This is a genomic window from Streptomyces violascens, assembly GCF_014649955.1.
GTDB classification, from domain to species: Bacteria; Actinomycetota; Actinomycetes; order Streptomycetales; family Streptomycetaceae; genus Streptomyces; species Streptomyces violascens.
Genome location: NZ_BMUA01000009.1, coordinates 1 through 22,170 on the forward strand (window position 1 = coordinate 1; position 22,170 = coordinate 22,170).

The following is a 22,170-nucleotide window of genomic DNA, read 5'->3' on the forward strand; positions in this document are numbered from 1 at the left end:
GCTTGTCCTCAGTTGCTCGCGTCCACTGTGTTTGTTCTGAAGCAACGAACTCCCGTATTCCGGTTGAGTTCAACTTCATAGTGTTTCGGTGGTCATAGCGTTAGGGAAACGCCCGGTTACATTCCGAACCCGGAAGCTAAGCCTTTCAGCGCCGATGGTACTGCAGGGGGGACCCTGTGGGAGAGTAGGACGCCGCCGAACAAATTGTGGGGAAAGCCCCGCACCAGGTCCGTATCAACGGATCACGGTGCGGGGCTTTTTCGCGTTCTGCGGATGAAGACGCAGGGTTGGGAGCCGGACCGCGGGTTTGCTCGAAGTCGGGTTCGGTCTCGACGCCGAGGTCATGCCGCAGGGCGACCCGCAGTGTAGGTACGCCCCGTCGGACAGCGGTTCGCTGAACCAAGTCCTTGCCCGGCTGTATGCCCTGTAGAGGTCCGGGCTCGCGGGCAACTGCTTTCACTACGGCGTAGCCGACTCCCAGGGCCCTGTTGAGCGTTGAGGCCACCTCCAGGACGTCCTTGGGCAGTGCCATCTGTCCCGCCTGGGAGTATTCCTCCGCCCAGGCCTCCTTGGAGGCGTCCAGGGCCGCCGGCTCTGCGCTCTCGTGCCGCGCGGCGGCGTGCACGGCGTCTCTGGCGGCGACTCGGTAGGCGCGGGCCGTGGTGTTCAGGCGAGCGCAGAGATCGCGTCTGTCCTGCACGGCAACGACATCAGGGCACGGAAACGACAAAGAGCCGGACCCAGTAGGACTGGGTCCGGCTCTTGAAGTCTGGCACTTCAGTGAGGTCAGCGGATTGATCACGCTGTCCCGGCTGGAGTGCCCCCGGCAGGATTCGAACCTGCGCACACGGCTCCGGAGGCCGTTGCTCTATCCCCTGAGCTACGGGGGCGTCCGCCGCGTTCGGCGGCGACGGGTAGAACCCTACCAGCTCTCCCGGGGTGGCTGTGAACAGGTATTTCGGTCCCTCCGGCGGGCTGTGTCCCCCGGGCGGGGTGGAAGTGGGGAAAACCCGGACGCGGCGGCGTCCTCGGACCTAACCTCAAGGTGTGTCAGGCGTGTCCGGCCGGGTTCTTGTTGTCGACGACAACAAGGTCATCCGGCAGCTGATCAGGGTCAACCTTGAGCTGGAGGGCTTCGAGGTCGTGACCGCGGCCGATGGTGCCGAGTGCCTGGAAGTCGTACACCGGGTCAGCCCCGACGTGGTCACCCTCGACGTCGTGATGCCCCGGCTCGACGGGCTCCGTACGGCCGCGCGATTGCGCTCGGATCCCCGTACGAGCCGGCTGCCCGTCGCGATCATCAGTGCCTGCACCCAGTACGAGGTGGAGACCGGGCTCGCCGCCGGGGTCGACGCCTTTCTCGCGAAGCCCTTCGAGCCTGCCGAACTGGTCCGTGTCGTACGGCAGTTGCTGCACCGGGAGGCTCCGCCGTCTGCCGACGGCAGCAGGGAGCCCGGGCGGGCCGGCAGCACCCGGGGCTGACCCCCGCTCCGCCGGCCCCGCGCGCCCGCCCTGCCCGTATGGCGAAACCGGTTCGCGGAGGGACCCCCCTTCTCCCATACGCTGGTCCCGTGACCCCCGCAGAGCTCTCCCGTACCGTCATGCGCGTCGTGCGCAGCGCGGTCGACGAGGGTGCCCTGAGCGTGGCGGGCGAGGCGGTGCCCGATGCCGTCAAGGTCGAGCGGCCCCGGCCCGGAGGCGGCGGCGACTACGCCAGCGGGGTCGCCCTCAAGCTCGCCGCCGCGGCCGGACTGCCGCCCCGCCGGGTCGCCGAAGTACTGCGGCAGCGGATCGCCGACCAGCCCGGAATCGCCCTCGTCGAGGTCAGCGGGCCCGGATTCCTCAACATCACCCTTGACCGGGGCGGCAGGCACGAGGTCCTACAGGACATTCTGGAAGCCGCGATTCCGTACGGGTACGGGGATTCTCTGCGCGGCCAGAGTTTTGAATTCGCCGACGTTTCCGAGGAGCGCGGCCGGGTCGTCACCGAGGTCGTCGTGCGGTTGCTTCAGTCCCAGGGGGCCGTCGCACGGATTGGCCGGACGGGGGAGCCGCTTCCTCTTGTCGCCTCCCCCGAGTCCCGGCTTTCCGCGCTCGCCGGTGTCGATGCCGCTCGCTGGGCCTATCTCCGGGCCGCCCGCCACGATCGGCCCCGTACCGACGTAGAGGGACTGCTTGCTCAGCGGGAGAGCAATGCGCTTTTCCGGGTGCGGTACGCGTACTCACGGAGTCGCGCTCTCACCCGCAATGCGCTTGAGCTGGGGTTTGAGGGTGAGGTCGGTCCTGTTCCCGATGGCGAGGCGCTGCTCGGGCTCCTCTCCGATCACCCCGGGGTGATCGAAAGCGCCGCCCGGCACCGGGCGCCGGACCGGCTTGCGCGGCACCTCGAAGCCGTGGCTGACGAACTGCTCCGCTTCCAGCACGGCGTACTGCCGCTCGGTGACGAGAAACCCTCGGCCGCCCACCGCAACCGGCTCGCCCTCGCCGAGGCCGCCGGGACGGTGCTGGCCGGCGGCCTGTCCCTGCTCGGCATCGACGCCCCCGAGTTTCTGTGACATGCGCAGACATCGCCCGTCAGGCGCGCACGACCGCAGACGCGTAGTGAGAGAAGAGACCTGAAGAACATGAGCCGATCCGCGCACCCCGCCGGCCCCCGTCACGCCGATGTGCTGACCGAAGGGCACTACTCCGCGCCGCCCGCCGACCTCAACTCCCTCGACCCGAAGGTCTGGTCGAGCACCGTCACCCGTGACAAGGGCGGCGAGCTGACCGTCGGCGGGCTCGAAGTGTCGCGGCTCGCCGAGGAGTTCGGGACGCCCGCCTACTTCCTCGACGAGACCGACTTCCGTGCCCGGTGCCGGGCCTGGGCGGACGCCTTCGGGCGGGACGCCGATGTGTTCTACGCCGGCAAGGCGTTCCTTTCGCGGGCCGTGGTGCGCTGGCTGCACGAGGAGGGGCTCAACCTCGACGTGTGCTCCGGCACCGAGCTCGCCACCGCGCTGGATGCGGGGATGCCCGCCGAGCGCATCGCCTTCCACGGCAACAACAAGAGCGAGGCCGAGATCCGGCGGGCCGTCGAGGCCGGGGTCGGGCGGATCGTGCTCGACTCGTTCCAGGAGATCGTGCGCGTCGCGCACATCGCCCAGGAGCTCGGCACGGTGCAGAAGGCCTTCATCCGGGTGACCGTCGGCGTCGAGGCACACACCCACGAGTTCATCGCCACCGCGCACGAGGACCAGAAGTTCGGCATCGCGCTGGCCGACGGCCAGGCCGCCGAGGCCGTGCGGCGCGCCCTCAAGCTCGACGGTCTCGAACTCATCGGGATTCACTCCCACATCGGCTCGCAGATCTTCGACATGGCCGGCTTCGAGGTGTCCGCACGCCGCGTCGTACAGCTCCTCGCCGAGGTACGCGACGAGCACGGCGTCGAGCTGCCCGAGATCGACCTCGGCGGCGGCCTCGGCATCGCGTACACCTCCGAGGACGACCCCCGCGAGCCGCACGAGATCGCCACGGCGCTCAGCGAGATCGTCACGCGCGAGTGCTCCGCCGCCGGCCTTCGTGCCCCCCGCATCTCCGTCGAGCCGGGCCGCGCGATCGTCGGGCCGACCGCTTTCACTCTCTACGAGGTCGGCACGATCAAGCCGCTCGAAGGGCTGCGGACGTACGTGAGCGTGGACGGCGGCATGTCCGACAACATCCGGACCGCGCTGTACGACGCGGAGTACTCGGTGTCCCTCGTCTCGCGCACCTCGGACGCCGAACCGATGCTGGTCAGGGTGGTCGGAAAGCACTGCGAAAGCGGTGACATCGTGGTCCGGGACGCATTCCTGCCCGCGGATCTCGCGCCGGGTGATCTGATTGCCGTTCCGGCCACCGGGGCGTACTGCCGCTCCATGGCCAGCAATTACAACCACGCGCTGCGCCCGCCCGTCGTCGCCGTGCGCGACGGATCGGCGCGGGTGATCGTCCGGCGCGAGACGGAGGAAGATCTCCTGCGTCTCGATGTCGGGTAAATGAAATAGTTGTCTCAGGATCCGGACCGGGGGCAGAAACTCCGGTCCGGTGAGTGAGACTGGTTCGCATTCCAGGTTTGAAGAGGAAACGAGGTCGGATGATGCGTACGCGTCCGCTGAAGGTGGCGCTGCTGGGCTGTGGAGTGGTCGGCTCAGAGGTGGCGCGCATCATGACGACGCACGCCGACGACCTCACGGCGCGCATCGGCGCTCCCGTGGAGCTCGCCGGTGTCGCCGTCCGCCGGCCCTCGAAGGTGCGCGAGGGCATCGACCCCGCCCTGGTCACCACCGACGCCACCGCCCTGGTCAAACGCGGCGACATCGACGTCGTCGTCGAGGTCATCGGGGGCATCGAGCCCGCCCGCACCCTCATCACCACCGCCTTCGAGCACGGCGCCTCCGTCGTCTCCGCGAACAAGGCGCTGCTCGCCCAGGACGGCGCGGCGCTGCACGCGGCCGCCGTCGAGCACGGCCGGGACCTGTACTACGAGGCCGCCGTCGCCGGCGCGATCCCGCTGATCCGCCCGCTGCGTGAGTCCCTCGCGGGCGACAAGGTCAACCGCGTGCTCGGCATCGTCAACGGCACGACCAACTTCATCCTCGACAAGATGGACTCGACGGGCGCCGGCTACCAGGAGGCCCTCGACGAGGCCACCGCGCTCGGCTACGCCGAGGCCGACCCGACCGCCGACGTCGAGGGCTTCGACGCCGCCGCCAAGGCCGCCATCCTCGCCGGGATCGCCTTCCACACCCGGGTCCGCCTCGACGACGTGTACCGCGAGGGCATGACCGAGGTCACCGCCGCCGACTTCGCCTCGGCGAAGGAGATGGGCTGCACCATCAAGCTGCTCGCGATCTGCGAGCGGGCCGCCGACGGGGGCTCGGTGACCGCCCGCGTCCACCCGGCGATGATCCCCCTCGACCACCCGCTGGCGTCCGTGCGCGGCGCGTACAACGCGGTGTTCGTCGAGGCCGAGGCCGCCGGGCAGCTCATGTTCTACGGGCCCGGCGCGGGCGGCGCTCCGACCGCCTCGGCGGTGCTCGGCGACCTGGTCGCGGTCTGCCGCAACAAGCTCGCCGGGGCGACCGGCCCCGGCGAGTCGGCGTACACGCAGCTGCCCGTGAGCCCCATGGGCGACGTCGTGACCCGCTACCACATCAGCCTCGACGTGGCCGACAAGCCGGGCGTGCTCGCCCAGGTGGCGACGGTCTTCGCCGAGCACGGGGTGTCCATCGACACCGTCCGCCAGCAGGGGAAGGACGGCGAGGCCTCTCTCGTCGTCGTCACCCACCGCGCGGCCGACGCGGCCCTCACCGGGACCGTGGACGCCCTGCGCAAGCTCGACACCGTGCGTGGTGTCGCCAGCATCATGCGTGTTGAAGGGGAGTAACCAGCAATGACCCACCAGTGGCGCGGAATCATCGAGGAGTACCGGGACCGGCTCCCCGTCTCCGCTACGACGCCGGTCGTCACCCTCCGCGAGGGCGGCACGCCCCTCGTGCCCGCGCAGGTGCTCTCCGAGCGCACGGGCTGCGAGGTCCACCTCAAGGTCGAGGGCGCGAACCCGACCGGGTCCTTCAAGGACCGCGGCATGACGATGGCGATCACCCGGGCGAAGGAGGAGGGTGCGAAGGCCGTCATCTGCGCCTCCACCGGCAACACCTCCGCCTCCGCCGCCGCCTACGCGGTGCGCGCCGGCATGGTGTGCGCGGTGCTCGTGCCGCAGGGCAAGATCGCGCTCGGCAAGATGGGCCAGGCGCTCATCCACGGCGCCAAGATCCTCCAGGTCGACGGAAACTTCGACGACTGCCTCACGCTGGCCCGCTCGCTGTCCGACAACTACCCGGTGGCGCTGGTCAATTCGGTCAACCCGGTGCGCATCGAGGGCCAGAAGACGGCCGCGTTCGAGATCGTGGACGCGCTCGGCGACGCCCCCGACATCCACGTCCTGCCCGTGGGCAACGCCGGCAACATCACGGCGTACTGGAAGGGCTACAAGGAGTACGCCGCCGACGGGATCTCGACGCACACCCCGCGCATGTGGGGCTTCCAGGCGTCGGGTTCGGCGCCGATCGTGCGCGGCGAGGTCGTCAAGGACCCCTCGACGATCGCCACCGCGATCCGCATCGGCAACCCGGCCTCGTGGCAGTTCGCGCTGGCCGCGCGCGACGAATCCGGCGGTTTCATCGACGAGGTGACGGACCGTGAGATCCTGCGCGCGTACCGGCTGCTCGCCTCGCAGGAGGGCGTCTTCGTCGAGCCCGCCTCGGCCGCTTCGGTGGCCGGGCTTCTCAAGGCCGCCGAGCGCGGACTCGTCGACCCGGGCCAGAAGATCGTGTGCACGGTGACCGGAAACGGCCTCAAGGACCCCGACTGGGCCGTCGCGGGCGCCCCGCAGCCCGTCACCGTCCCCGTGGATGCGGCGGCCGCGGCCGAACGCCTCGGTCTGGCGTAGTTCCCTTACGCATCGCCGTGACGTACGCGTCCTGCATCGCCGGGACGCGTACGTAAAGCAGGACAAGGCCGCACGTAGGGGCACAGGGGGCTCGCGACACGCATCGTGCGCCTCCTGTGCGCCCTATGTCGCCACAGAACCTTCCTTCGATAGGCTGTACTCAACCCGCCCCGCCGCATATGCCGTGGTGCAGTTGCCCACGTGGCCCTCGGGTGTTCCGTACGTCTTCGAAAATCTCGCAGCAGACACCAGCAGCAGCCTCACAAGGAGTCATCAGAGCGATGGCCGGTCCCGCATTCCGCGCCGCCGCCGTACGGGTGCGCGTCCCCGCCACCAGTGCCAACCTCGGCCCGGGCTTCGACTCCCTGGGCCTGTCACTGGGGCTGTACGACGACGTGGTCGTCCGCGTCGCCGACTCCGGCCTGCACATCGACATCGCGGGCGAGGGCGCGGACACGCTGCCCCGCGACGAGAGCCACCTGCTCGTGCGGTCCCTGCGCACCGCGTTCGACCTGCTCGGCGGGCAGCCGCGCGGCCTCGAGGTCGTCTGCGCCAATCGCATCCCGCACGGCCGCGGCCTCGGCTCCTCCTCCGCCGCCATCTGCGCGGGCATCGTCGCGGCGCGCGCCGTGACCATAGGCGGTGACGCCCGCCTCGACGACGCGGCCCTGCTTGAGCTCGCGACCGAGATCGAAGGCCACCCCGACAACGTGGCCGCCTGTCTGCTCGGCGGATTCACGCTGTCCTGGATGGACGGCGGAGCGGCCCGCGCGATCAGGATGGACCCCGCGGATTCCGTCGTTCCGGTGGTCTTCGTGCCGGGCAAGCCGGTCCTGACGGAGACGGCCCGCGGCCTGCTTCCGCGCACCGTTCCGCACGTCGACGCCGCGGCCAACGCCGGCCGGGCGGCCCTGCTCGTGGAGGCACTGACCAGGCGTCCCGAGCTGCTGCTTGCGGCCACCGAGGACCGGCTCCACCAGGAGTACCGCGCACCGGCGATGCCGGAGAGCGTGGCACTGGTCAACCGGCTGCGTGCGGACGGCGTCCCCGCAGTCATCTCCGGCGCCGGGCCCACGGTGCTCGCGCTGGTCGAGGACGGTGCGGCCGACAAGGTCGCACGCCTGGCGGGGGAGGGGTGGGCCGCCAACCGGCTCAGTCTCGACGCCGCGGGTGCGAGCGTCCTGCCGCTCGGATCGTAGGTTCGGGCGCAGGGAGCACGGCTTGCCGGTGAACGAGAGGGGGAATGTTTGTTGGATCCGGTAGTGTTAACCTCAAGTCTGCATCGGTCGTCTTCGTGGCGCGGTGCTTCGTGTCCCCTTCAGGGACCGCCTTTCTTCCGAGAGCCTCCCCAACTGCCTGTGCAGCCTGCCTGAGCAGTTTCGAGCACGCTCCGGAACCGGCACGACACCCCACGCTTTTTCCCAGCAGGGGCCGAGTAGGGGGACCTCGGGCCGGAACCCACGCACGTTTATCTCTCCGCCGTACGCGGCGGGCCACCGCCCCGGCACGATCCGTGGTCGACAAGATCACAGGCCGCAGCCGGACAGCACAACCGGTCGCCGAGCCAGACAGGCCGACGTCCGCTCCAGGGAAGGACCCTTCGTGAGCGACACCACCGATCTGATGGGCGTGACTGCCGACAGCTCTGTCGACAACGCCGCGCCCGCCGCAGGTGCTGCCTCTGGCACCACCTCACGGCGCCGCCGCTCCGGCACCGGCCTCGACGGCATGGTCCTGGCCGAGCTGCAGCAGGTCGCGTCCGGCCTCGGCATCAGGGGCACCGCGCGCATGCGCAAGAGCCAGCTGATCGAGGTCATCAAGGAGGCGCAGGCCGGCGGCGGTTCCGCGGCTCCGGCCAAGAGTGCGTCCGCCGATGCCGAGGCCAAGCCGAAGCGCCGCGCCACCTCCAAGGCCCGTACGGGCGAGGAGGCCGCCGCGGCCGCCGAGAAGCAGCCCGCGCAGCAGCAGATCGACATCCCCGGCCAGCCGTCCCCCAAGGTCTCCGACCAGGGAGCCGCCGCCGGCGACGACCAGCCCGTCGGCGAGCGCCGTCGCCGCCGTGCGACCGCGCCCTCCGGCAGCCCCGAGTCCGCCTCGGCCGCTGCGGAGACCGTCACCAAGACGGAGGCCAGGGCCGAGGTCAAGGCCCCCGAGGGCGCCGCTCAGCCCGAGGCGAAGGCCGCCGAGGCGGTCGACACCGCCGAGGGCCGCCGGGAGCGCCGTGACCGCGGCGAGCGGGGCGACCGCGGAGACCGCCGCGACCGCCAGCGCGGTGAGCGGGGCGACCGCGGTGAGCGGGGCGAGCGCGGAGACCGTCAGCGCGGCGAGCGCGGCGGCAAGGGCGACGACCAGCAGGGCGGCCAGCGCCAGCAGCGCCAGGGCGGCCAGCAGCAGGCTCAGCAGCAGAACAACGGCCCGCAGGACGACTTCGACGACGACGGCAGCCGCCGTGGCCGCCGCGGACGTTACCGCGACCGCCGTGGCCGCCGTGGTGGCCGCGAGGAGTTCGGCGTCGAGCCGCAGGTCGCCGACGACGACGTTCTGATCCCCGTAGCGGGCATCCTGGACATCCTCGACAATTACGCGTTCATCCGGACGTCCGGCTACCTGCCGGGCCCGAACGACGTGTACGTCTCGCTCGCCCAGGTCCGCAAGAACGGTCTGCGCAAGGGTGACCACGTCACCGGCGCGGTTCGTCAGCCCAAGGACGGCGAGCGCCGTGAGAAGTTCAACGCCCTGGTGCGTCTTGACTCCTCCAACGGCATGGCGGCCGACTCGGGCCGCGGGCGCCCGGAGTTCAACAAGCTGACCCCGCTGTACCCCCAGGACCGGCTCAGCCTGGAGACCGACCCGGGCGTGCTGACCACGCGGATCATCGACCTCGTGTCGCCGATCGGCAAGGGCCAGCGAGGCCTGATCGTGGCCCCGCCGAAGACCGGCAAGACCATGATCATGCAGGCGATCGCCAACGCGATCACCCACAACAACCCCGAGTGCCACCTGATGGTCGTCCTGGTCGACGAGCGTCCGGAAGAGGTCACCGACATGCAGCGGTCGGTGAAGGGCGAGGTCATCTCCTCGACCTTCGACCGTCCCGCCGAGGACCACACCACGGTCGCCGAGCTGGCCATCGAGCGCGCCAAGCGTCTCGTCGAGCTGGGTCACGACGTGGTCGTGCTGCTCGACTCGATCACCCGTCTGGGCCGTGCGTACAACCTGGCGGCCCCGGCCTCCGGCCGCATCCTGTCCGGTGGTGTCGACTCGACCGCGCTCTACCCGCCGAAGCGCTTCTTCGGTGCCGCGCGCAACATCGAGGACGGCGGCTCGCTGACCATCCTCGCCACCGCGCTCGTGGAGACCGGCTCGCGCATGGACGAGGTGATCTTCGAGGAGTTCAAGGGCACCGGCAACATGGAGCTCAAGCTCGACCGCAAGCTCGCCGACAAGCGCATCTTCCCGGCGGTGGACGTCGACGCGTCCGGCACCCGCAAGGAAGAGATCCTGCTCGGCAGCGACGAGCTCGCGGTTGTCTGGAAGCTGCGCCGGGTGCTGCACGCGCTCGACCAGCAGCAGGCCATCGAGCTGCTCCTCGACAAGATGAAGCAGACGAAGTCGAACGCCGAGTTCCTGCTCCAGATCCAGAAGACGACTCCGGGTCCGGGCAACGGCAACGACTAGCAATTCCCGCTCCACCAGGGCCAGTTGAGAGCGCCCCCGTCATTTCGGTGACGGGGGCGTTTTTTGCGCAGTACTATCAGCGGGCCGTAAGTGGGGGGAACGTATTACTGATACGCCACTGAGCTGCTGAGCTCTGCCCTGGGCAACCGCCGGGCAGGGCTTTTCGCTTTTTGGCGCCTGCACTCCCCTGCGCATTTACGGGTCAACCCATGGGGAGATCGAATGACATCTGGCAGGCGGAGGGTGCGCAATGCCCTCCCTGCGGCGACCGCCGTACTCGCACTGGGATCGCTGGCCCTCGCGGCCGCACCGGCCCAGGCATCCCAGGCTCCACCAGTGCCGGGCAAGCAGAGCGTCCAGGCACCACCGGCACCGGCCTCCCAAGCAGAACTGAAGGCCCGCCTCAAGAGCGCAACCAGCCATTTCAGAGCAGCTGCGCAGAGCCCCACGCCGGGTGCCTCCAAGGCGCCGTCCGGCCAGGACCCGAAGATCATCGGCGGTACGCCCGCCGCGGTCGGCGAGGCGCCCTGGATGGTCCAGCTCTTCTACAACGACCCGGCCACCAACCAGGGCACCTTCTGCGGCGGCACCCTGGTCGCCCCCGGCAAGGTGCTCACCGCCGCCCACTGCGTGGCGGGCCGGGACTGGACGAAGAACGGTGTCATCCTCGGCGGCACCACCGAATACCCGCTGAACGGCGACCTGCACGGCGGTCAGCTCGTCAACGTGGCGCGCCAGTGGTCGAACCCCGCGTTCGACGCGGGCGCCCTCACCGGTGACGTGGCCGTCCTGACGCTGGCCGCGCCACTGCCGTACCAGACGCTCCAGCCGGCCGCGGCCGACGAGAGCGTCGCCTACCAGCCGGGCACCCCGGCCACGGTGTACGGGTGGGGCCGCATCAGCTCCACCAACCAGGACGTCTCGATGTCGCTGCTCAAGGCGACGATCCCGGTCCAGGCCGACGCCACCTGCGCCGCGTACTACAACCAGGCGCCCGAGAACTCCTTCGTCGCGGGCCAGATGGCATGCGCGGGCAACCCCGCGAGCGGAGCCGACGCGGGCACCGTCTCGCCCTGCAACGGCGACTCCGGGGGCCCGCTGATCGTGGGCAACCGCATCGTGGGCGTGGTGTCCTGGGGCCGCGCGGACTGCGTGGCGGCCGGCTCGTACAGCGTGTACTCGAAGCTCAGCACCTTCGCCGGGCTCGTCGGTCCCCGCGTCGACGACACCGACCTGAACTTCGACGGGCGCGCCGACCTGTTTGCGCGGAGCGACGCGACCGGGGAGGGCTTCGCGTACTACTCGCAGGGCATCACCATCGGCAACCGGTACTCGCTCGGCGACTGGCGCGGCTACGACCTGGTCCGCCAGGCGGACCTCGACCGGGACCAGCGCCAGGACTTCGTCCTGCGCACCACCGGCGGGCACCTCGACTGGTACCACTACAGCGCGGCCGCGGGCGCCAATGTCCACCAGGACCTGGGCGGCGGCTGGGGCGCGATGAAGTCGGTCGTGCTGCCGGGCGACCTCGACGGCGACACCCTGACCGACCTGCTCGCGGTCGACACCAGCGGTCAGCTGTGGTTCTACCCCGGCAAGGGCGACGGCACCTTCGGCAACCGGTCCGCCCTCGGCGGTGGCTGGGGCCCGCTGGTCCTGGTCGGCAAGGGCGACTACAGCGGAGACGGCAGGGCCGACCTGCTGGCCCAGGACACCGCGGGCAAGCTCTGGCTCTACCCGGGCAACGGCCACGGCGCCTTCGGCAACCGCTCGCTCGCGGGCTCGGCGGGCTGGACCTTCCCGGCGTACGCCGCCACCGGCGACGTGGACGGGGACGGCCGGGCGGACCTCTTCGCGCGCGACAGCGCGGGGGTGCTCTGGCTCTACCCGGGCAACGGGCGCGGCGCCTTCGGCAACCGCTACCAGATCGGCGGCGGCTGGGGCGGCTACAGCCTCATCGGCTGAGGCATTCGACACACGCATCACGTGCGCGGCGGTTCCGGACACAGCCCGGGGCCGCCGCGAACGCGCAGGTGAGAGCGGTGGGACCGAGACCGGCTTGCGGTCCGGGCCCGATGCGTTCTTATGGCCTTCTTAGAACCCTGTGCAACCCTGCTTGGTGCTTCGGCGTCCGACGAGTGTCGACAAACCGTGCCTGAACACCTGGGCAGGGGGTAACCGGAGGAGCACCGAGAACTGAGGAGACCATGGGCGAGCAGGGCACACGCAGCAGCCGAATACGCGGGGCGGGCAAGCGCCGCAAGCAGCCCAGCACGCGCCGTCGCGCCGCGAAGATAGCCGCGTGGAGCGCGGCAGGCGTCGTCCTCGTCGGCGGCGGGGGACTCGGCTACGTGTACTTCAAGCTCAACGGCAACCTCAAGGGCGTCGACATCAACGCCCAGCTCGGCACCGACCGCCCGCAGAACGTCGACAACGGCTCGATGGACATCCTGGTCCTCGGCTCGGACTCGCGGGCCGGCGCCAACAAGGAGTACGGCACGGACGAGGGCGGCGCCCGGTCCGACACCGCGATGATCATCCACGTCTACCAGGGCCACAAGACCGCGAGCGTCGTCTCCATCCCGCGCGACACCCTGGTCACCCGCCCCTCGTGCACCGTCCCCGGCGGGAAGACCGACCCGGGTGCCAGGCGCCAGATGTTCAACACGGCGTACGAGGTCGGCGGCCCGGCCTGTGCGGTCAAGACCGTCGAGCAGATGTCCGGCATCCGCATGGACCACTACATCGAGGTCGACTTCACCGGCTTCAAGAAGCTCATCGACCAGCTCGGCGGGGTGCCCGTCACCACCAACAAGCCGATCAAGGACGACAAGAGCCACCTCGACCTGCCGGCCGGCAAGCACACCCTCAACGGCGAGCAGGCCCTCGGCCTCGTACGGACCCGGCACGGCGTGGTCGGCGACGGCAGCGACCTCGGCCGCATCCAGCTCCAGCAGGCCTTCATCAAGGCGCTGATCGGCCAGGTCAAGAGCGTGGGCGTGTTCAGCAACCCGACCAAGCTGTACGGGCTCGCCGACGCCGCGACCAAGGCGATCACCACCGACTCGGACCTGAGCTCGGTCAACTCCCTGATCGGCTTCGCGAACGGCCTCAAGGGCCTGGACGCGTCCAACGTCAAGATGATCACGCTGCCGGTGCAGTACGACAAGGCCGACCCCAACCGCGTCAGCCCGCTCGCCAAGGAGTCCCAGGAGGTCTGGGACGCCCTCGCCAAGGACCAGCCGATCCCGGCCTCCGCGACCGCCGGCTCGGCGGGCGACAAGGGCACGGCGGGCGGCTACGTAGCCGGCCAGTAGTGGCCCGGGGTCGCGCATAGCGGCTTTCGGACGCTCCGGGAATAGATGCGCATCCACCCCGGTTTTGGGAGATGCGGCCAGTCCTGGCAGACTGGTACGTCGGCCCCGGTTCACGTATGCGCAATCCGCGCCTGCGACCCGGCGCCCTCCCGAACCTAGGAGACACCTTGAAGCGCGACATCCACCCCGAGTACGTCGAGACCCAGGTCAGCTGCACCTGTGGCGCGGCTTTCACCACCCGTAGCACGATCGGCGGCGGCTCCATCCGCGCCGAAATCTGCTCCGAGTGCCACCCGTTCTACACGGGCAAGCAGAAGATCATGGACACCGGCGGCCGTGTGGCCCGCTTCGAGGCCCGCTTCGGCAAGGCTGCCGGCTCCGCCGCGAAGTAGCGAGCCGACTGCGCCGGTCCGCGGCGCCTCCGTTCCGGGGGCGCTGCGACCGGCGCTTTGCCGTCCAGCCCTACTTCTTCGTTTGAAACCCAGGAGCCACCGATGTTCGAAGCGGTCGAGGACCTGATCGGCGAGCACGCCGATCTCGAGACGAAGCTCGCCGACCCTTCGGTCCACGCCGATCAGGCCAACGCGCGCAAGCTGAACAAGCGCTACGCCGAGCTGACGCCGATCGTCGGGACCTATCGCGCCTGGAAGCAGACGGGTGAGGACATCGAGACGGCCCGCGAGTTCGCGGCCGACGACCCCGACTTCGCCGCCGAGGTCAAGGACCTGACCGCGCAGCGCGAAGAACTCACCGAGAAGCTCCGCCTGCTCCTGGTCCCGCGCGACCCGAGCGACGACAAGGACGTACTCCTGGAGATCAAGGCGGGTGCGGGCGGCGACGAGTCGGCCCTGTTCGCCGGCGACCTCCTGCGCATGTACCTGCGCTACGCCGAGCGGGTCGGCTGGAAGACCGAGATCATCGACTCCACCGAGTCCGACCAGGGCGGCTACAAGGACGTCCAGGTCGCCGTGAAGACCAAGGGCGGCAACGGCGCGACCGAGCCCGGCCAGGGCGTCTGGGCGCGGATGAAGTACGAGGGCGGCGTGCACCGCGTGCAGCGCGTGCCGGCCACCGAGTCGCAGGGCCGCATCCACACCTCCGCCGCCGGCGTGCTCGTCACGCCCGAGGCCGAGGAGGTCGACGTCGAGATCAACATGAACGACCTCCGCATCGACGTGTACCGCTCCTCGGGCCCCGGCGGCCAGTCCGTCAACACGACCGACTCCGCCGTCCGCATCACGCACATCCCGACCGGTGTCGTCGCCTCCTGCCAGAACGAGAAGAGCCAGCTCCAGAACAAGGAGCAGGCCATGCGCATCCTGCGTTCCCGGCTGCTCGCTGCCGCCCAGGAGGCCGCCGAGCAGGAGGCCGCCGACGCCCGCCGCAGCCAGGTGCGCACCGTCGACCGCTCCGAGAAGATCCGGACGTACAACTTCCCGGAAAACCGCATCTCGGACCACCGGGTCGGCTTCAAGGCGTACAACTTGGACCAGGTCCTCGACGGCGACCTGGACGCGATGATCCAGGCCTGCGTCGACGCGGACTCCGCCGCCAAGCTCGCGGCCGCCCAGTAATCCCACCCCCGTACGACTGCCGGAGGACCAGCGTGCAGCAAAACTCTGGGGGGCGACCCCCAGGCCCCCGAAGCGTGCTGCTTGCCGAGGTGGCCCAGGCCACCCAGCGGCTGGCCGACGCCGGCGTGCCCTCCCCGCGCTTCGACGCGGAGGAGCTCGCCGCGCACATCCACGGCTGCAAGCGGGGAGAGCTGCACAACGTCAAGGACGCGGACTTCGACGCGCGCTACTGGGAGGCCATCGCCCGCCGCGAGGCCCGCGAGCCGCTCCAGCACATCACCGGCCGCGCCTTCTTCCGCTACCTCGAACTCCAAGTGGGGCCAGGGGTGTTCGTGCCCCGGCCGGAGACCGAGTCCGTGGTCGGGTGGGCCATAGACGCCGTGCGCGCGATGGACGTCGTCGAGCCGCTCATCGTCGACCTGTGCACCGGATCGGGCGCGATCGCGCTCGCCATGGCGCAGGAGGTGCCGCGCTCGCGCGTGCACGCCGTCGAGCTGTCCGAGGACGCCCTGGAGTGGACGCGGAAGAACGTCGAGGGGTCCCGCGTCGTTCTCCACCAGGGCGACGCGCTCACCGCGCTGCCCGAGCTGGACGGCCAGGTCGACCTGGTCATCTCCAACCCGCCGTACATCCCGCTCACCGAGTGGGAGTACGTCGCCCCCGAGGCGCGCGATCACGACCCCGAGCTCGCGCTGTTCTCCGGCGAGGACGGTCTCGACACCATCCGGGGCATCGAACGCACCGCGCACCGCCTCCTGAGGCCCGGCGGGCTCGTCGTCATCGAGCACGCCGACACCCAGGGCGGCCAAGTGCCGTGGATCTTCAACGAGGAGGCCGGCTGGGCGGACGCGGCCGACCACCCCGACCTCAACAACCGCCCGCGCTTCGCCACGGCCCGCAAGGCCACACCGTGATCAGCCGTAACACCCAGACCGTGTACGTGTACGAGGAGGCCCGCTAATGGCTCGGCGATACGACTGCAACGACGCGACCGACCGCACCACCGGTCTGCGCGAAGCCGCGTCCGCCGTCCGCCGCGGCGAGCTCGTGGTGCTGCCGACGGACACCGTGTACGGGATCGGCGCCGACGCGTTCAGCTCGCAGGCCGTCACGGACCTGCTCGACGCCAAGGGCCGCGGCCGCAACATGCCCACCCCTGTGCTCATCGGCTCGCCGAACACCCTGCACGGCCTGGTCACCGACTTCACCGAGCAGGCCTGGGAGCTCGTCGACGCGTTCTGGCCGGGCGCCCTGACCCTGGTCGCGCGCCACCAGCCGTCGCTGCAGTGGGACCTCGGCGACACCCGGGGCACCGTCGCGATCCGGATGCCGCTGCACCCGGTCGCCATCGAGCTGCTCACCGAGGTCGGCCCGATGGCCGTGTCCTCCGCCAACCTGACCGGCCACCCGGCGCCCGAGGACTGCGACGCGGCCCAGGGCATGCTCGGCGACTCCGTCTCGGTGTACCTGGACGGCGGCCCGACCCCGGGCATCATTCCGTCGTCGATCGTGGACGTGACCGGCAAGGTCCCGGTCCTGCTGCGCGCGGGCGCCCTCGACGCGGACGAGCTGCGCAAGGTGGTACCCGACCTCGAGGTGGCCAATTGACCGCCCCTGAGGGGCGTGGCATAGGCACGGTTCACCCTGCGGGGAACTCGTTCCGCATCCTCCACGTCAGCACCGGCAACGTCTGCCGCTCGCCGATCACCGAGCGGCTGACCCGCCATGCCCTGAGCGACCGGCTCGGGGACCCGTTCACGGGCGGCCTCATCGTGGAGAGCGCCGGTACCTGGGGGCACGAGGGCGCTCCGATGGAGGCCAACGCCGCCGCCGTCCTCGCCGACTTCGGCGCGGACGCCACCGGCTTCACCGGGCGCGAACTCCTCGACGAGCACGTGATCACCGCCGACCTGGTGCTCACCGCGACCCGCGACCACCGCGCCCAGGTCATCTCGATGGGCCACTCGGCGGGCCTGCGCACCTTCACCCTGAAGGAGTTCACCCGTCTGGTACGGGCCATAGACCCCGCCACGCTGCCCGATCCGCTCCAGGAGGGCATGGTGGAGCGGGCCAGGGCCCTGGTGCGGGCCGCGGCCGCGCTGCGCGGCTGGCTGCTCGCCCCGAGCGCCGAGGCCGACGAGGTCAACGACCCCTACGGTGCCCCGATCACGTTCTTCCGCTCCATCGGCGACGAGATCAACCAGGCGCTCGACCCGGTGGTCACGGCCCTGACGGGCGTGCCGACCCACCACTGAGACGCGCCATCACACCGGGCGCGGGGGGCGGCCGAGACCTACGCTGGGTGCATGTCCGTCACCTCCGCAGTTGGCACTGAACTCGCGGGGTTCGACGCCCTCAGGCGGCAGGACCCCGAAATGGCCGACGTGCTGCTCGGCGAGGCCGAGCGGCAGGCCGCCTCGCTGCAGTTGATCGCCGCCGAGAACTTCACCTCGCCGGCCGTGCGCGCGGCCCTGGGCTCGCAGCTGGGCAACAAGTACGCCGAGGGATATCCCGGCGCCCGTCACCACGGCGGCTGCGAAGTCGTCGACGTCGCCGAGCGCATCGCCGTCGACCGCGCCAAAGCCCTGTTCGGGGCCGCCCACGCCAACGTACAGACGCATTCGGGGACTTCGGCGGTACTGGCGGCCTATGCGGCGCTCCTGAAGCCGGGAGACACCGTTCTGGCGATGGGGCTGCCCTTCGGCGGACACCTCACGCACGGCTCGCCCGCCAACTTCTCCGGGCGATGGTTCGACTTCGTCGGGTACGGGGTCGAGCCGGACACCGGGCTCATCGACTACGGCGAGGTGTGGGACCTGGCGGTCGCGCACCGGCCCAAGGCGATCGTGTGCGGCTCGATCGCGTACCCCCGCCACCCGGACTACCAGGCCTTCCGCGAGATCGCCGACGACGTGGGTGCCTACCTCATCGCGGACGCCGCGCACCCCATGGGCCTGGTCGCCGGGGGAGCGGCGCCGAGCCCCGTCCCGTACGCCGACGTCGTGTGCGCCACCACCCACAAGGTGCTGCGCGGCCCGCGCGGCGGGCTGATCCTTTGCGGCAGCGACCTGGCCGCCCGCATCGACCGGGCCGTGTTCCCCTTCACGCAGGGCGGCGCCCAGATGCACACGGTCGCCGCCAAGGCCATCGCCTTCGGCGAGGCGTCCACCCCCGCCTTCACGGCGTACGCCCATCAGGTGGTCGCCAATGCGCGCACCCTCGCCGAGGGGCTGCTCGCGGAGGGGTTCGGGGTGGTCACCGGCGGCACCGACACCCACCTGCTGCTCGCCGACCCGGCGCCGTTCGGCATCGACGGGCGCACCGCGCGCGGCCGGCTCGCGGGCGCCGGGCTCGTCCTGGACAGCTGCGCCCTGCCGCACCTGGACGCCCGCGGCATCCGGCTCGGCACCGCCGCCGTCACCACCCAGGGCATGGGGGAGGCGGAGATGGCCAGAATCGCGGTGCTGTTCGCGATGGCGATGCGAGAGGATCCCAAGGCGCGGGCGGCGGCAAGGGAACTCGCGGAAAGATTTCCCCCTCCCTGAGGTTCCTTGAGAGGGTCCTGTTTCCAGCGCCCCGGGACCTTTTCACAGGGCTCGCATAAAGGAAGAAATGCGGGCTTATCCCCGCTTCGGCGGGGTACCTGCAACCATCCGCCGGATCCTAATGTCCTCAACCACATGCGCGCGAAGCTAGGGTGTGGGGCTGAGATGGCCAGCGATACCTCTGGGGCAGCCCGTGCGTGAATACCTGCTGACGCTCTGCGTCACGGCCGCGGTGACCTACCTGCTCACCGGGCCGGTGCGGAAGTTCGCCATCGCCGTCGGTGCGATGCCGGAGATCCGCGCGCGTGACGTGCACCGGGAACCGACGCCGAGGCTCGGCGGCATCGCCATGTTCGGCGGCCTGTGCGCGGGCCTGCTGGTGGCCGACCACCTCGACGGCCTCAATCCGGTCTTCCAGTCCAACGAACCCCGGGCGCTGCTCTCCGGCGCCGCGCTGATCTGGCTGATCGGTGTCCTGGACGACAAGTTCGAGATCGACGCCCTGATCAAGCTCGGCGGCCAGATGATCGCTGCGGGCGTCATGGTCATGCAGGGTCTGACCATTCTGTGGCTGCCCATCCCCGGCATCGGCTCGGTCTCGCTGACCTCCTGGCAGGGCACCCTGCTCACGGTCGCGCTCGTCGTGATCACCATCAACGCGGTGAACTTCGTGGACGGCCTCGACGGCCTGGCCGCCGGCATGGTGTGCATCGCCTCCGCGGCGTTCTTCATGTACGCCTACCGGCTCTGGTACGGGTACGGAATCGAGGCGGCCGCCCCCGCCACCCTGTTCGCCGCCGTCCTCATGGGCATGTGCCTGGGTTTCCTGCCGCACAACATGCACCCGGCCAGGATCTTCATGGGCGACTCGGGCTCGATGCTGATCGGCCTGGTGCTCGCGGCGGGCGCGATCTCCATCACGGGCCAGGTCGACCCGGACGCGATGAAGCTCAACTTCGGCGGCACCCGCGATGCCACGCACGCGATGCTGCCGGTCTTCATCCCGCTGCTCATGCCGCTGTCGATCATCGCGATCCCGATGGCCGACCTCGTCCTCGCGATCGTCCGCAGGACCTGGAACGGGCAGTCGCCGTTCGCCGCGGACCGCGGGCACCTGCACCACCGGCTCCTGGAGATCGGGCACTCGCACAGCCGGGCCGTGCTGATCATGTACTTCTGGTCGGCGCTCATCGCGTTCGGCGCGGTCGCCTACTCGGTGCACTCGGCGTCGATGTGGATCGTGCTGGTGATCGTCGCGCTGAGCGCGGTCGGGCTCGTCCTGTTGCTGCTGCCGCGGTTCGCGCCGCGCGCCCCGCAGTGGGCCGAGCGGTTCGTGCCGCCGCGCTACCGGCACGCGCGGAGCGAGCCGGAGACGGTGCACTCGCTGGCCTCCGAGGAGGACGACGAGGTGCGCGGCGAGCGCACTCCTGTGGCCGCCGGGGTCTCCGGCGTCAACGGGGCGACCGCGATCGGCCCCCGTTCGCGTTTCCCCGACCGACGGAAGACCGGTGCGTCGCGCTGACGAATTGCCGCGTCGACGCCAATACCAGACATCTCGCCGCCTGTTGCGCACAAACGCGCAGCGCCACTCTCAAGTGTGATGGGCAGCACACTTCCATGGTAAAGACCTCATCAAATAGTTTGTGATACGGTTCACGAGACCCGGCGACAGAGCCGAAGGACCGTAGTGCGACGGTCCGTTGGCCCGAGGGACCAACTCGGCCCGGGCTTACGCTCGTCCATGACGACACCACTTTGCCCCCACCAGCAAGCGGAGCTGCCGCCATGCCGTCCAACGACGCACGCACTCTTCTCCAGACCGCCCTACCCACCGCTGCCGCGGGCGCTGTTGCCGCCGTGATCAGCGGTGTGGTCGCGGGCGGCAAGGGGGCGGTGGGTGCCATCGTCGCGACGCTGGTCGTGATCCTCTTCATGGGCATCGGACTCGTCGTCCTGGAACGCACTGCCAAATCGCTTCCGCATCTGTTCCAGGCCATGGGGCTGATGCTGTACACCGCGCAGTTGCTCCTGCTCTTCATCTTCGTCGCGGTCTTCAAGAACACGACGCTGTTCAACCCGAAGTGCTTCGCCGCAACCCTCGTCGCGCTGACCCTCGTCTGGATCGGCGCGCAGGCGCGTGCGCACATGAAGGCGAAGATCCTTTACGTCGAACCGGATACCGCTGAGGGCAACAAGCCCGAAAAGACGGGGCCGTCGTCGTGAACGGTAGGGCCGGAATAAATGCGAGTTCAGGACCCTGCTATCGTCCGGTGCCAACTGCGGCACTGCGGGCGCGGGCATCTGAGCTGACGCCTGCTCATTCGCGAGGCTTGATGCCCGACCGCCGCCCCATCATCCGAAACACCAGTCCAGTGCCGAACCGCGGCTGCGCGCCGCGCCGACACAACGAGGTTGCCGTACCTATGCGCCACGCTGAAGGAGCCCGCGGTGAGTGCTGACCCGACGCAGGTGCTCGCCTTCGATCCGAGCTGCCACATCTTCCAGTCGAACGGCTGTGGCTTCGAGGGTCCCGGCCTGCACTCGTTCCTCTTCGAGCCGCTCTGGGGCGACACCGACGGGGTGTACTTCAACAAGCCGATGCTGCTGGCCCTGCTGGGCTCGCTGATCATCGTCGGCTTCTTCTGGGCCGCCTTCCGCAAGCCGAAGCTTGTTCCCGGCAAGTTCCAGATGGTCGCCGAGGCCGGCTACGACTTCGTACGCCGCGGCATCGTCTACGAGACGATCGGCAAGAAGGAGGGCGAGAAGTGGGTCCCCCTCATGGTCTCGATCTTCTTCTTCGTCTGGATGATGAACCTCTGGTCGATCGTCCCCGTCGCCCAGTTCCCGGTGACGTCGATCATCGCGTACCCCGCGGTGCTCGCCGCGATCGTCTACGTGATCTGGATGACGCTCACGTTCAAGCGTCACGGCTTCGTCGGCGGCTTCAAGAACCTGACCGGCTATGACAAGACCCTGGGCGGCGTGCTGCCGCTGGTCATGGTCATCGAGTTCTTCTCGAACGTGCTGGTCCGCCCCTTCACGCACGCGGTGCGACTCTTCGCGAACATGTTCGCCGGTCACACCCTGCTGCTGCTGTTCACGATCGCCAGCTGGTACATGCTCAACGGCATCGGCATCGCGTACTCCGGCGTCTCCTTCGTGATGGTCGTCGTGATGACCGCGTTCGAGCTCTTCATCCAGGCCGTCCAGGCATACGTGTTCGTGCTGCTGGCCTGCGTCTTCATCCAGGGCGCCGTCGCCGAGCACCACTGACCGTCCGCCCCCTCCATACCCCCAGTCGTCCGGTGGCCAACCCCCACCGGTCCGTGAAAGAGAAGGAAGAACTGGCATGTCCCAGATCCTCGCTGCCTCCGATGGCGTCACCGGCTCGCTCAGCTCCATCGGGTACGGCCTCGCCGCGATCGGCCCCGGCGTCGGCGTCGGCATCATCTTCGGTAACGGCACGCAGGCTCTTGCCCGTCAGCCCGAAGCGGCCGGCCTGATCCGCGCCAACCAGATCCTCGGTTTCGCGTTCTGTGAGGCGCTGGCCCTGATCGGCCTCGTCATGCCGTTCGTCTACTAAG

19 protein-coding genes, 1 tRNA gene and 1 rRNA gene are annotated in these 22,170 nt (G+C 69.8%); 20 read left to right on the plus strand and 1 reads right to left on the minus strand.

The annotated features are described in order from the left end of the window. Positions 1 to 84 precede the first annotated feature (84 nt). Positions 85 to 201 (plus strand): 5S ribosomal RNA (gene rrf, locus IE206_RS19445). A 617-nt stretch (positions 202 to 818) separates the two neighbouring features. Here the strand turns inward: rrf and IE206_RS19450 are convergent. Next, positions 819 to 890 (minus strand) — tRNA-Arg (locus tag IE206_RS19450). A 166-nt stretch (positions 891 to 1,056) separates the two neighbouring features. Between IE206_RS19450 and IE206_RS19455 the strand changes: the two genes are divergently transcribed. From IE206_RS19455 to atpE, 19 genes are all read left to right on the plus strand, one after another. Continuing rightward, complete coding sequence (locus IE206_RS19455) at positions 1,057 to 1,482, plus strand: response regulator (protein ID WP_053726972.1); 426 nt, start codon at positions 1,057 to 1,059, stop codon at positions 1,480 to 1,482. A gap of 89 nt (positions 1,483 to 1,571) precedes the next feature. Further along, complete coding sequence (nrtL, locus tag IE206_RS19460) at positions 1,572 to 2,555, plus strand: ArgS-related anticodon-binding protein NrtL (protein WP_189963651.1); 984 nt, start codon at positions 1,572 to 1,574, stop codon at positions 2,553 to 2,555. 69 nt (positions 2,556 to 2,624) lie between these two features. Beyond that, entirely contained in the window at positions 2,625 to 4,016 is a 1,392-nt protein-coding gene (gene lysA, locus IE206_RS19465; protein WP_189963653.1) for a diaminopimelate decarboxylase, read from the plus strand. A 98-nt stretch (positions 4,017 to 4,114) separates the two neighbouring features. Then, the gene (locus tag IE206_RS19470) at positions 4,115 to 5,407 is read left to right on the plus strand and encodes a homoserine dehydrogenase (RefSeq protein ID WP_189963655.1); all 1,293 of its coding nucleotides are present in this window, start codon (positions 4,115 to 4,117) and stop codon (positions 5,405 to 5,407) included. 6 nt (positions 5,408 to 5,413) lie between these two features. After that, a complete protein-coding gene (gene thrC / locus IE206_RS19475; protein ID WP_053726976.1) occupies positions 5,414 to 6,472 on the plus strand; it encodes a threonine synthase in 1,059 nt (352 codons plus the stop codon). A gap of 281 nt (positions 6,473 to 6,753) precedes the next feature. Continuing rightward, positions 6,754 to 7,671: a homoserine kinase gene (gene thrB / locus IE206_RS19480; RefSeq protein ID WP_189963658.1), complete on the plus strand. Its 918-nt coding sequence runs from the start codon at positions 6,754 to 6,756 to the stop codon at positions 7,669 to 7,671. Between the two features lie 403 nt (positions 7,672 to 8,074). Beyond that, positions 8,075 to 10,150: a transcription termination factor Rho gene (gene rho, locus IE206_RS19485; RefSeq protein ID WP_189963660.1), complete on the plus strand. Its 2,076-nt coding sequence runs from the start codon at positions 8,075 to 8,077 to the stop codon at positions 10,148 to 10,150. 222 nt (positions 10,151 to 10,372) lie between these two features. Further along, the gene (locus tag IE206_RS19490) at positions 10,373 to 12,115 is read left to right on the plus strand and encodes a trypsin-like serine protease (RefSeq protein ID WP_189963662.1); all 1,743 of its coding nucleotides are present in this window, start codon (positions 10,373 to 10,375) and stop codon (positions 12,113 to 12,115) included. Positions 12,116 to 12,357: 242 nt separating this feature from the next. Continuing rightward, positions 12,358 to 13,467, plus strand: a complete 1,110-nt coding sequence (locus IE206_RS19495) for an LCP family protein (RefSeq protein WP_189963664.1) — start codon at positions 12,358 to 12,360, stop codon at positions 13,465 to 13,467. Positions 13,468 to 13,634: 167 nt separating this feature from the next. After that, a complete protein-coding gene (gene rpmE, locus IE206_RS19500; RefSeq protein WP_189963666.1) occupies positions 13,635 to 13,859 on the plus strand; it encodes a 50S ribosomal protein L31 in 225 nt (74 codons plus the stop codon). 102 nt (positions 13,860 to 13,961) lie between these two features. Further along, entirely contained in the window at positions 13,962 to 15,041 is a 1,080-nt protein-coding gene (prfA, locus tag IE206_RS19505) for a peptide chain release factor 1 (RefSeq protein ID WP_189963668.1), read from the plus strand. Between the two features lie 32 nt (positions 15,042 to 15,073). Next, positions 15,074 to 15,955, plus strand: a complete 882-nt coding sequence (prmC, locus tag IE206_RS19510; protein WP_053726983.1) for a peptide chain release factor N(5)-glutamine methyltransferase — start codon at positions 15,074 to 15,076, stop codon at positions 15,953 to 15,955. A 46-nt stretch (positions 15,956 to 16,001) separates the two neighbouring features. After that, positions 16,002 to 16,649: an L-threonylcarbamoyladenylate synthase gene (locus IE206_RS19515; RefSeq protein ID WP_189963669.1), complete on the plus strand. Its 648-nt coding sequence runs from the start codon at positions 16,002 to 16,004 to the stop codon at positions 16,647 to 16,649. Beyond that, positions 16,646 to 17,296 (plus strand): arsenate reductase/protein-tyrosine-phosphatase family protein, encoded by a 651-nt coding sequence (locus IE206_RS19520; RefSeq protein ID WP_189963670.1) that lies wholly within the window; start codon positions 16,646 to 16,648, stop codon positions 17,294 to 17,296. The genes IE206_RS19515 and IE206_RS19520 overlap by 4 nt, the downstream gene beginning before the upstream one ends. 51 nt (positions 17,297 to 17,347) lie before the next feature. Beyond that, positions 17,348 to 18,586, plus strand: a complete 1,239-nt coding sequence (glyA, locus tag IE206_RS19525) for a serine hydroxymethyltransferase (RefSeq protein ID WP_189963673.1) — start codon at positions 17,348 to 17,350, stop codon at positions 18,584 to 18,586. A 193-nt stretch (positions 18,587 to 18,779) separates the two neighbouring features. Beyond that, positions 18,780 to 20,108, plus strand: coding sequence for an MraY family glycosyltransferase (locus tag IE206_RS19530; protein WP_226599852.1), 1,329 nt, complete (start codon positions 18,780 to 18,782; stop codon positions 20,106 to 20,108). Positions 20,109 to 20,371: 263 nt separating this feature from the next. Further along, positions 20,372 to 20,809, plus strand: coding sequence for a Cg1360 family ATP-synthase-associated protein (locus tag IE206_RS19535; protein ID WP_053726988.1), 438 nt, complete (start codon positions 20,372 to 20,374; stop codon positions 20,807 to 20,809). Positions 20,810 to 21,034: 225 nt separating this feature from the next. Further along, on the plus strand, positions 21,035 to 21,859 hold the full coding sequence (gene atpB, locus IE206_RS19540) for a F0F1 ATP synthase subunit A (protein WP_189963675.1): 825 nt from the start codon (positions 21,035 to 21,037) through the stop codon (positions 21,857 to 21,859). Between the two features lie 76 nt (positions 21,860 to 21,935). After that, positions 21,936 to 22,169, plus strand: a complete 234-nt coding sequence (gene atpE / locus IE206_RS19545) for an ATP synthase F0 subunit C (RefSeq protein ID WP_053726990.1) — start codon at positions 21,936 to 21,938, stop codon at positions 22,167 to 22,169. Position 22,170 lies beyond the last annotated feature (1 nt).

Coding starts and splice junctions, on each gene's coding strand:
- IE206_RS19495 (WP_189963664.1), top strand. CDS start 12,358: ATGGGCGAGCAGGGCACACGCAGCAGCCGAATACGCGGGGCGGGCAAG.
- lysA (WP_189963653.1), top strand. CDS start 2,625: ATGAGCCGATCCGCGCACCCCGCCGGCCCCCGTCACGCCGATGTGCTG.
- IE206_RS19470 (WP_189963655.1), top strand. CDS start 4,115: ATGATGCGTACGCGTCCGCTGAAGGTGGCGCTGCTGGGCTGTGGAGTG.
- glyA (WP_189963673.1), top strand. CDS start 17,348: ATGTCCGTCACCTCCGCAGTTGGCACTGAACTCGCGGGGTTCGACGCC.
- atpE (WP_053726990.1), top strand. CDS start 21,936: ATGTCCCAGATCCTCGCTGCCTCCGATGGCGTCACCGGCTCGCTCAGC.
- thrB (WP_189963658.1), top strand. CDS start 6,754: ATGGCCGGTCCCGCATTCCGCGCCGCCGCCGTACGGGTGCGCGTCCCC.
- IE206_RS19535 (WP_053726988.1), top strand. CDS start 20,372: ATGCCGTCCAACGACGCACGCACTCTTCTCCAGACCGCCCTACCCACC.
- prfA (WP_189963668.1), top strand. CDS start 13,962: ATGTTCGAAGCGGTCGAGGACCTGATCGGCGAGCACGCCGATCTCGAG.
- thrC (WP_053726976.1), top strand. CDS start 5,414: ATGACCCACCAGTGGCGCGGAATCATCGAGGAGTACCGGGACCGGCTC.
- IE206_RS19490 (WP_189963662.1), top strand. CDS start 10,373: ATGACATCTGGCAGGCGGAGGGTGCGCAATGCCCTCCCTGCGGCGACC.
- IE206_RS19515 (WP_189963669.1), top strand. CDS start 16,002: ATGGCTCGGCGATACGACTGCAACGACGCGACCGACCGCACCACCGGT.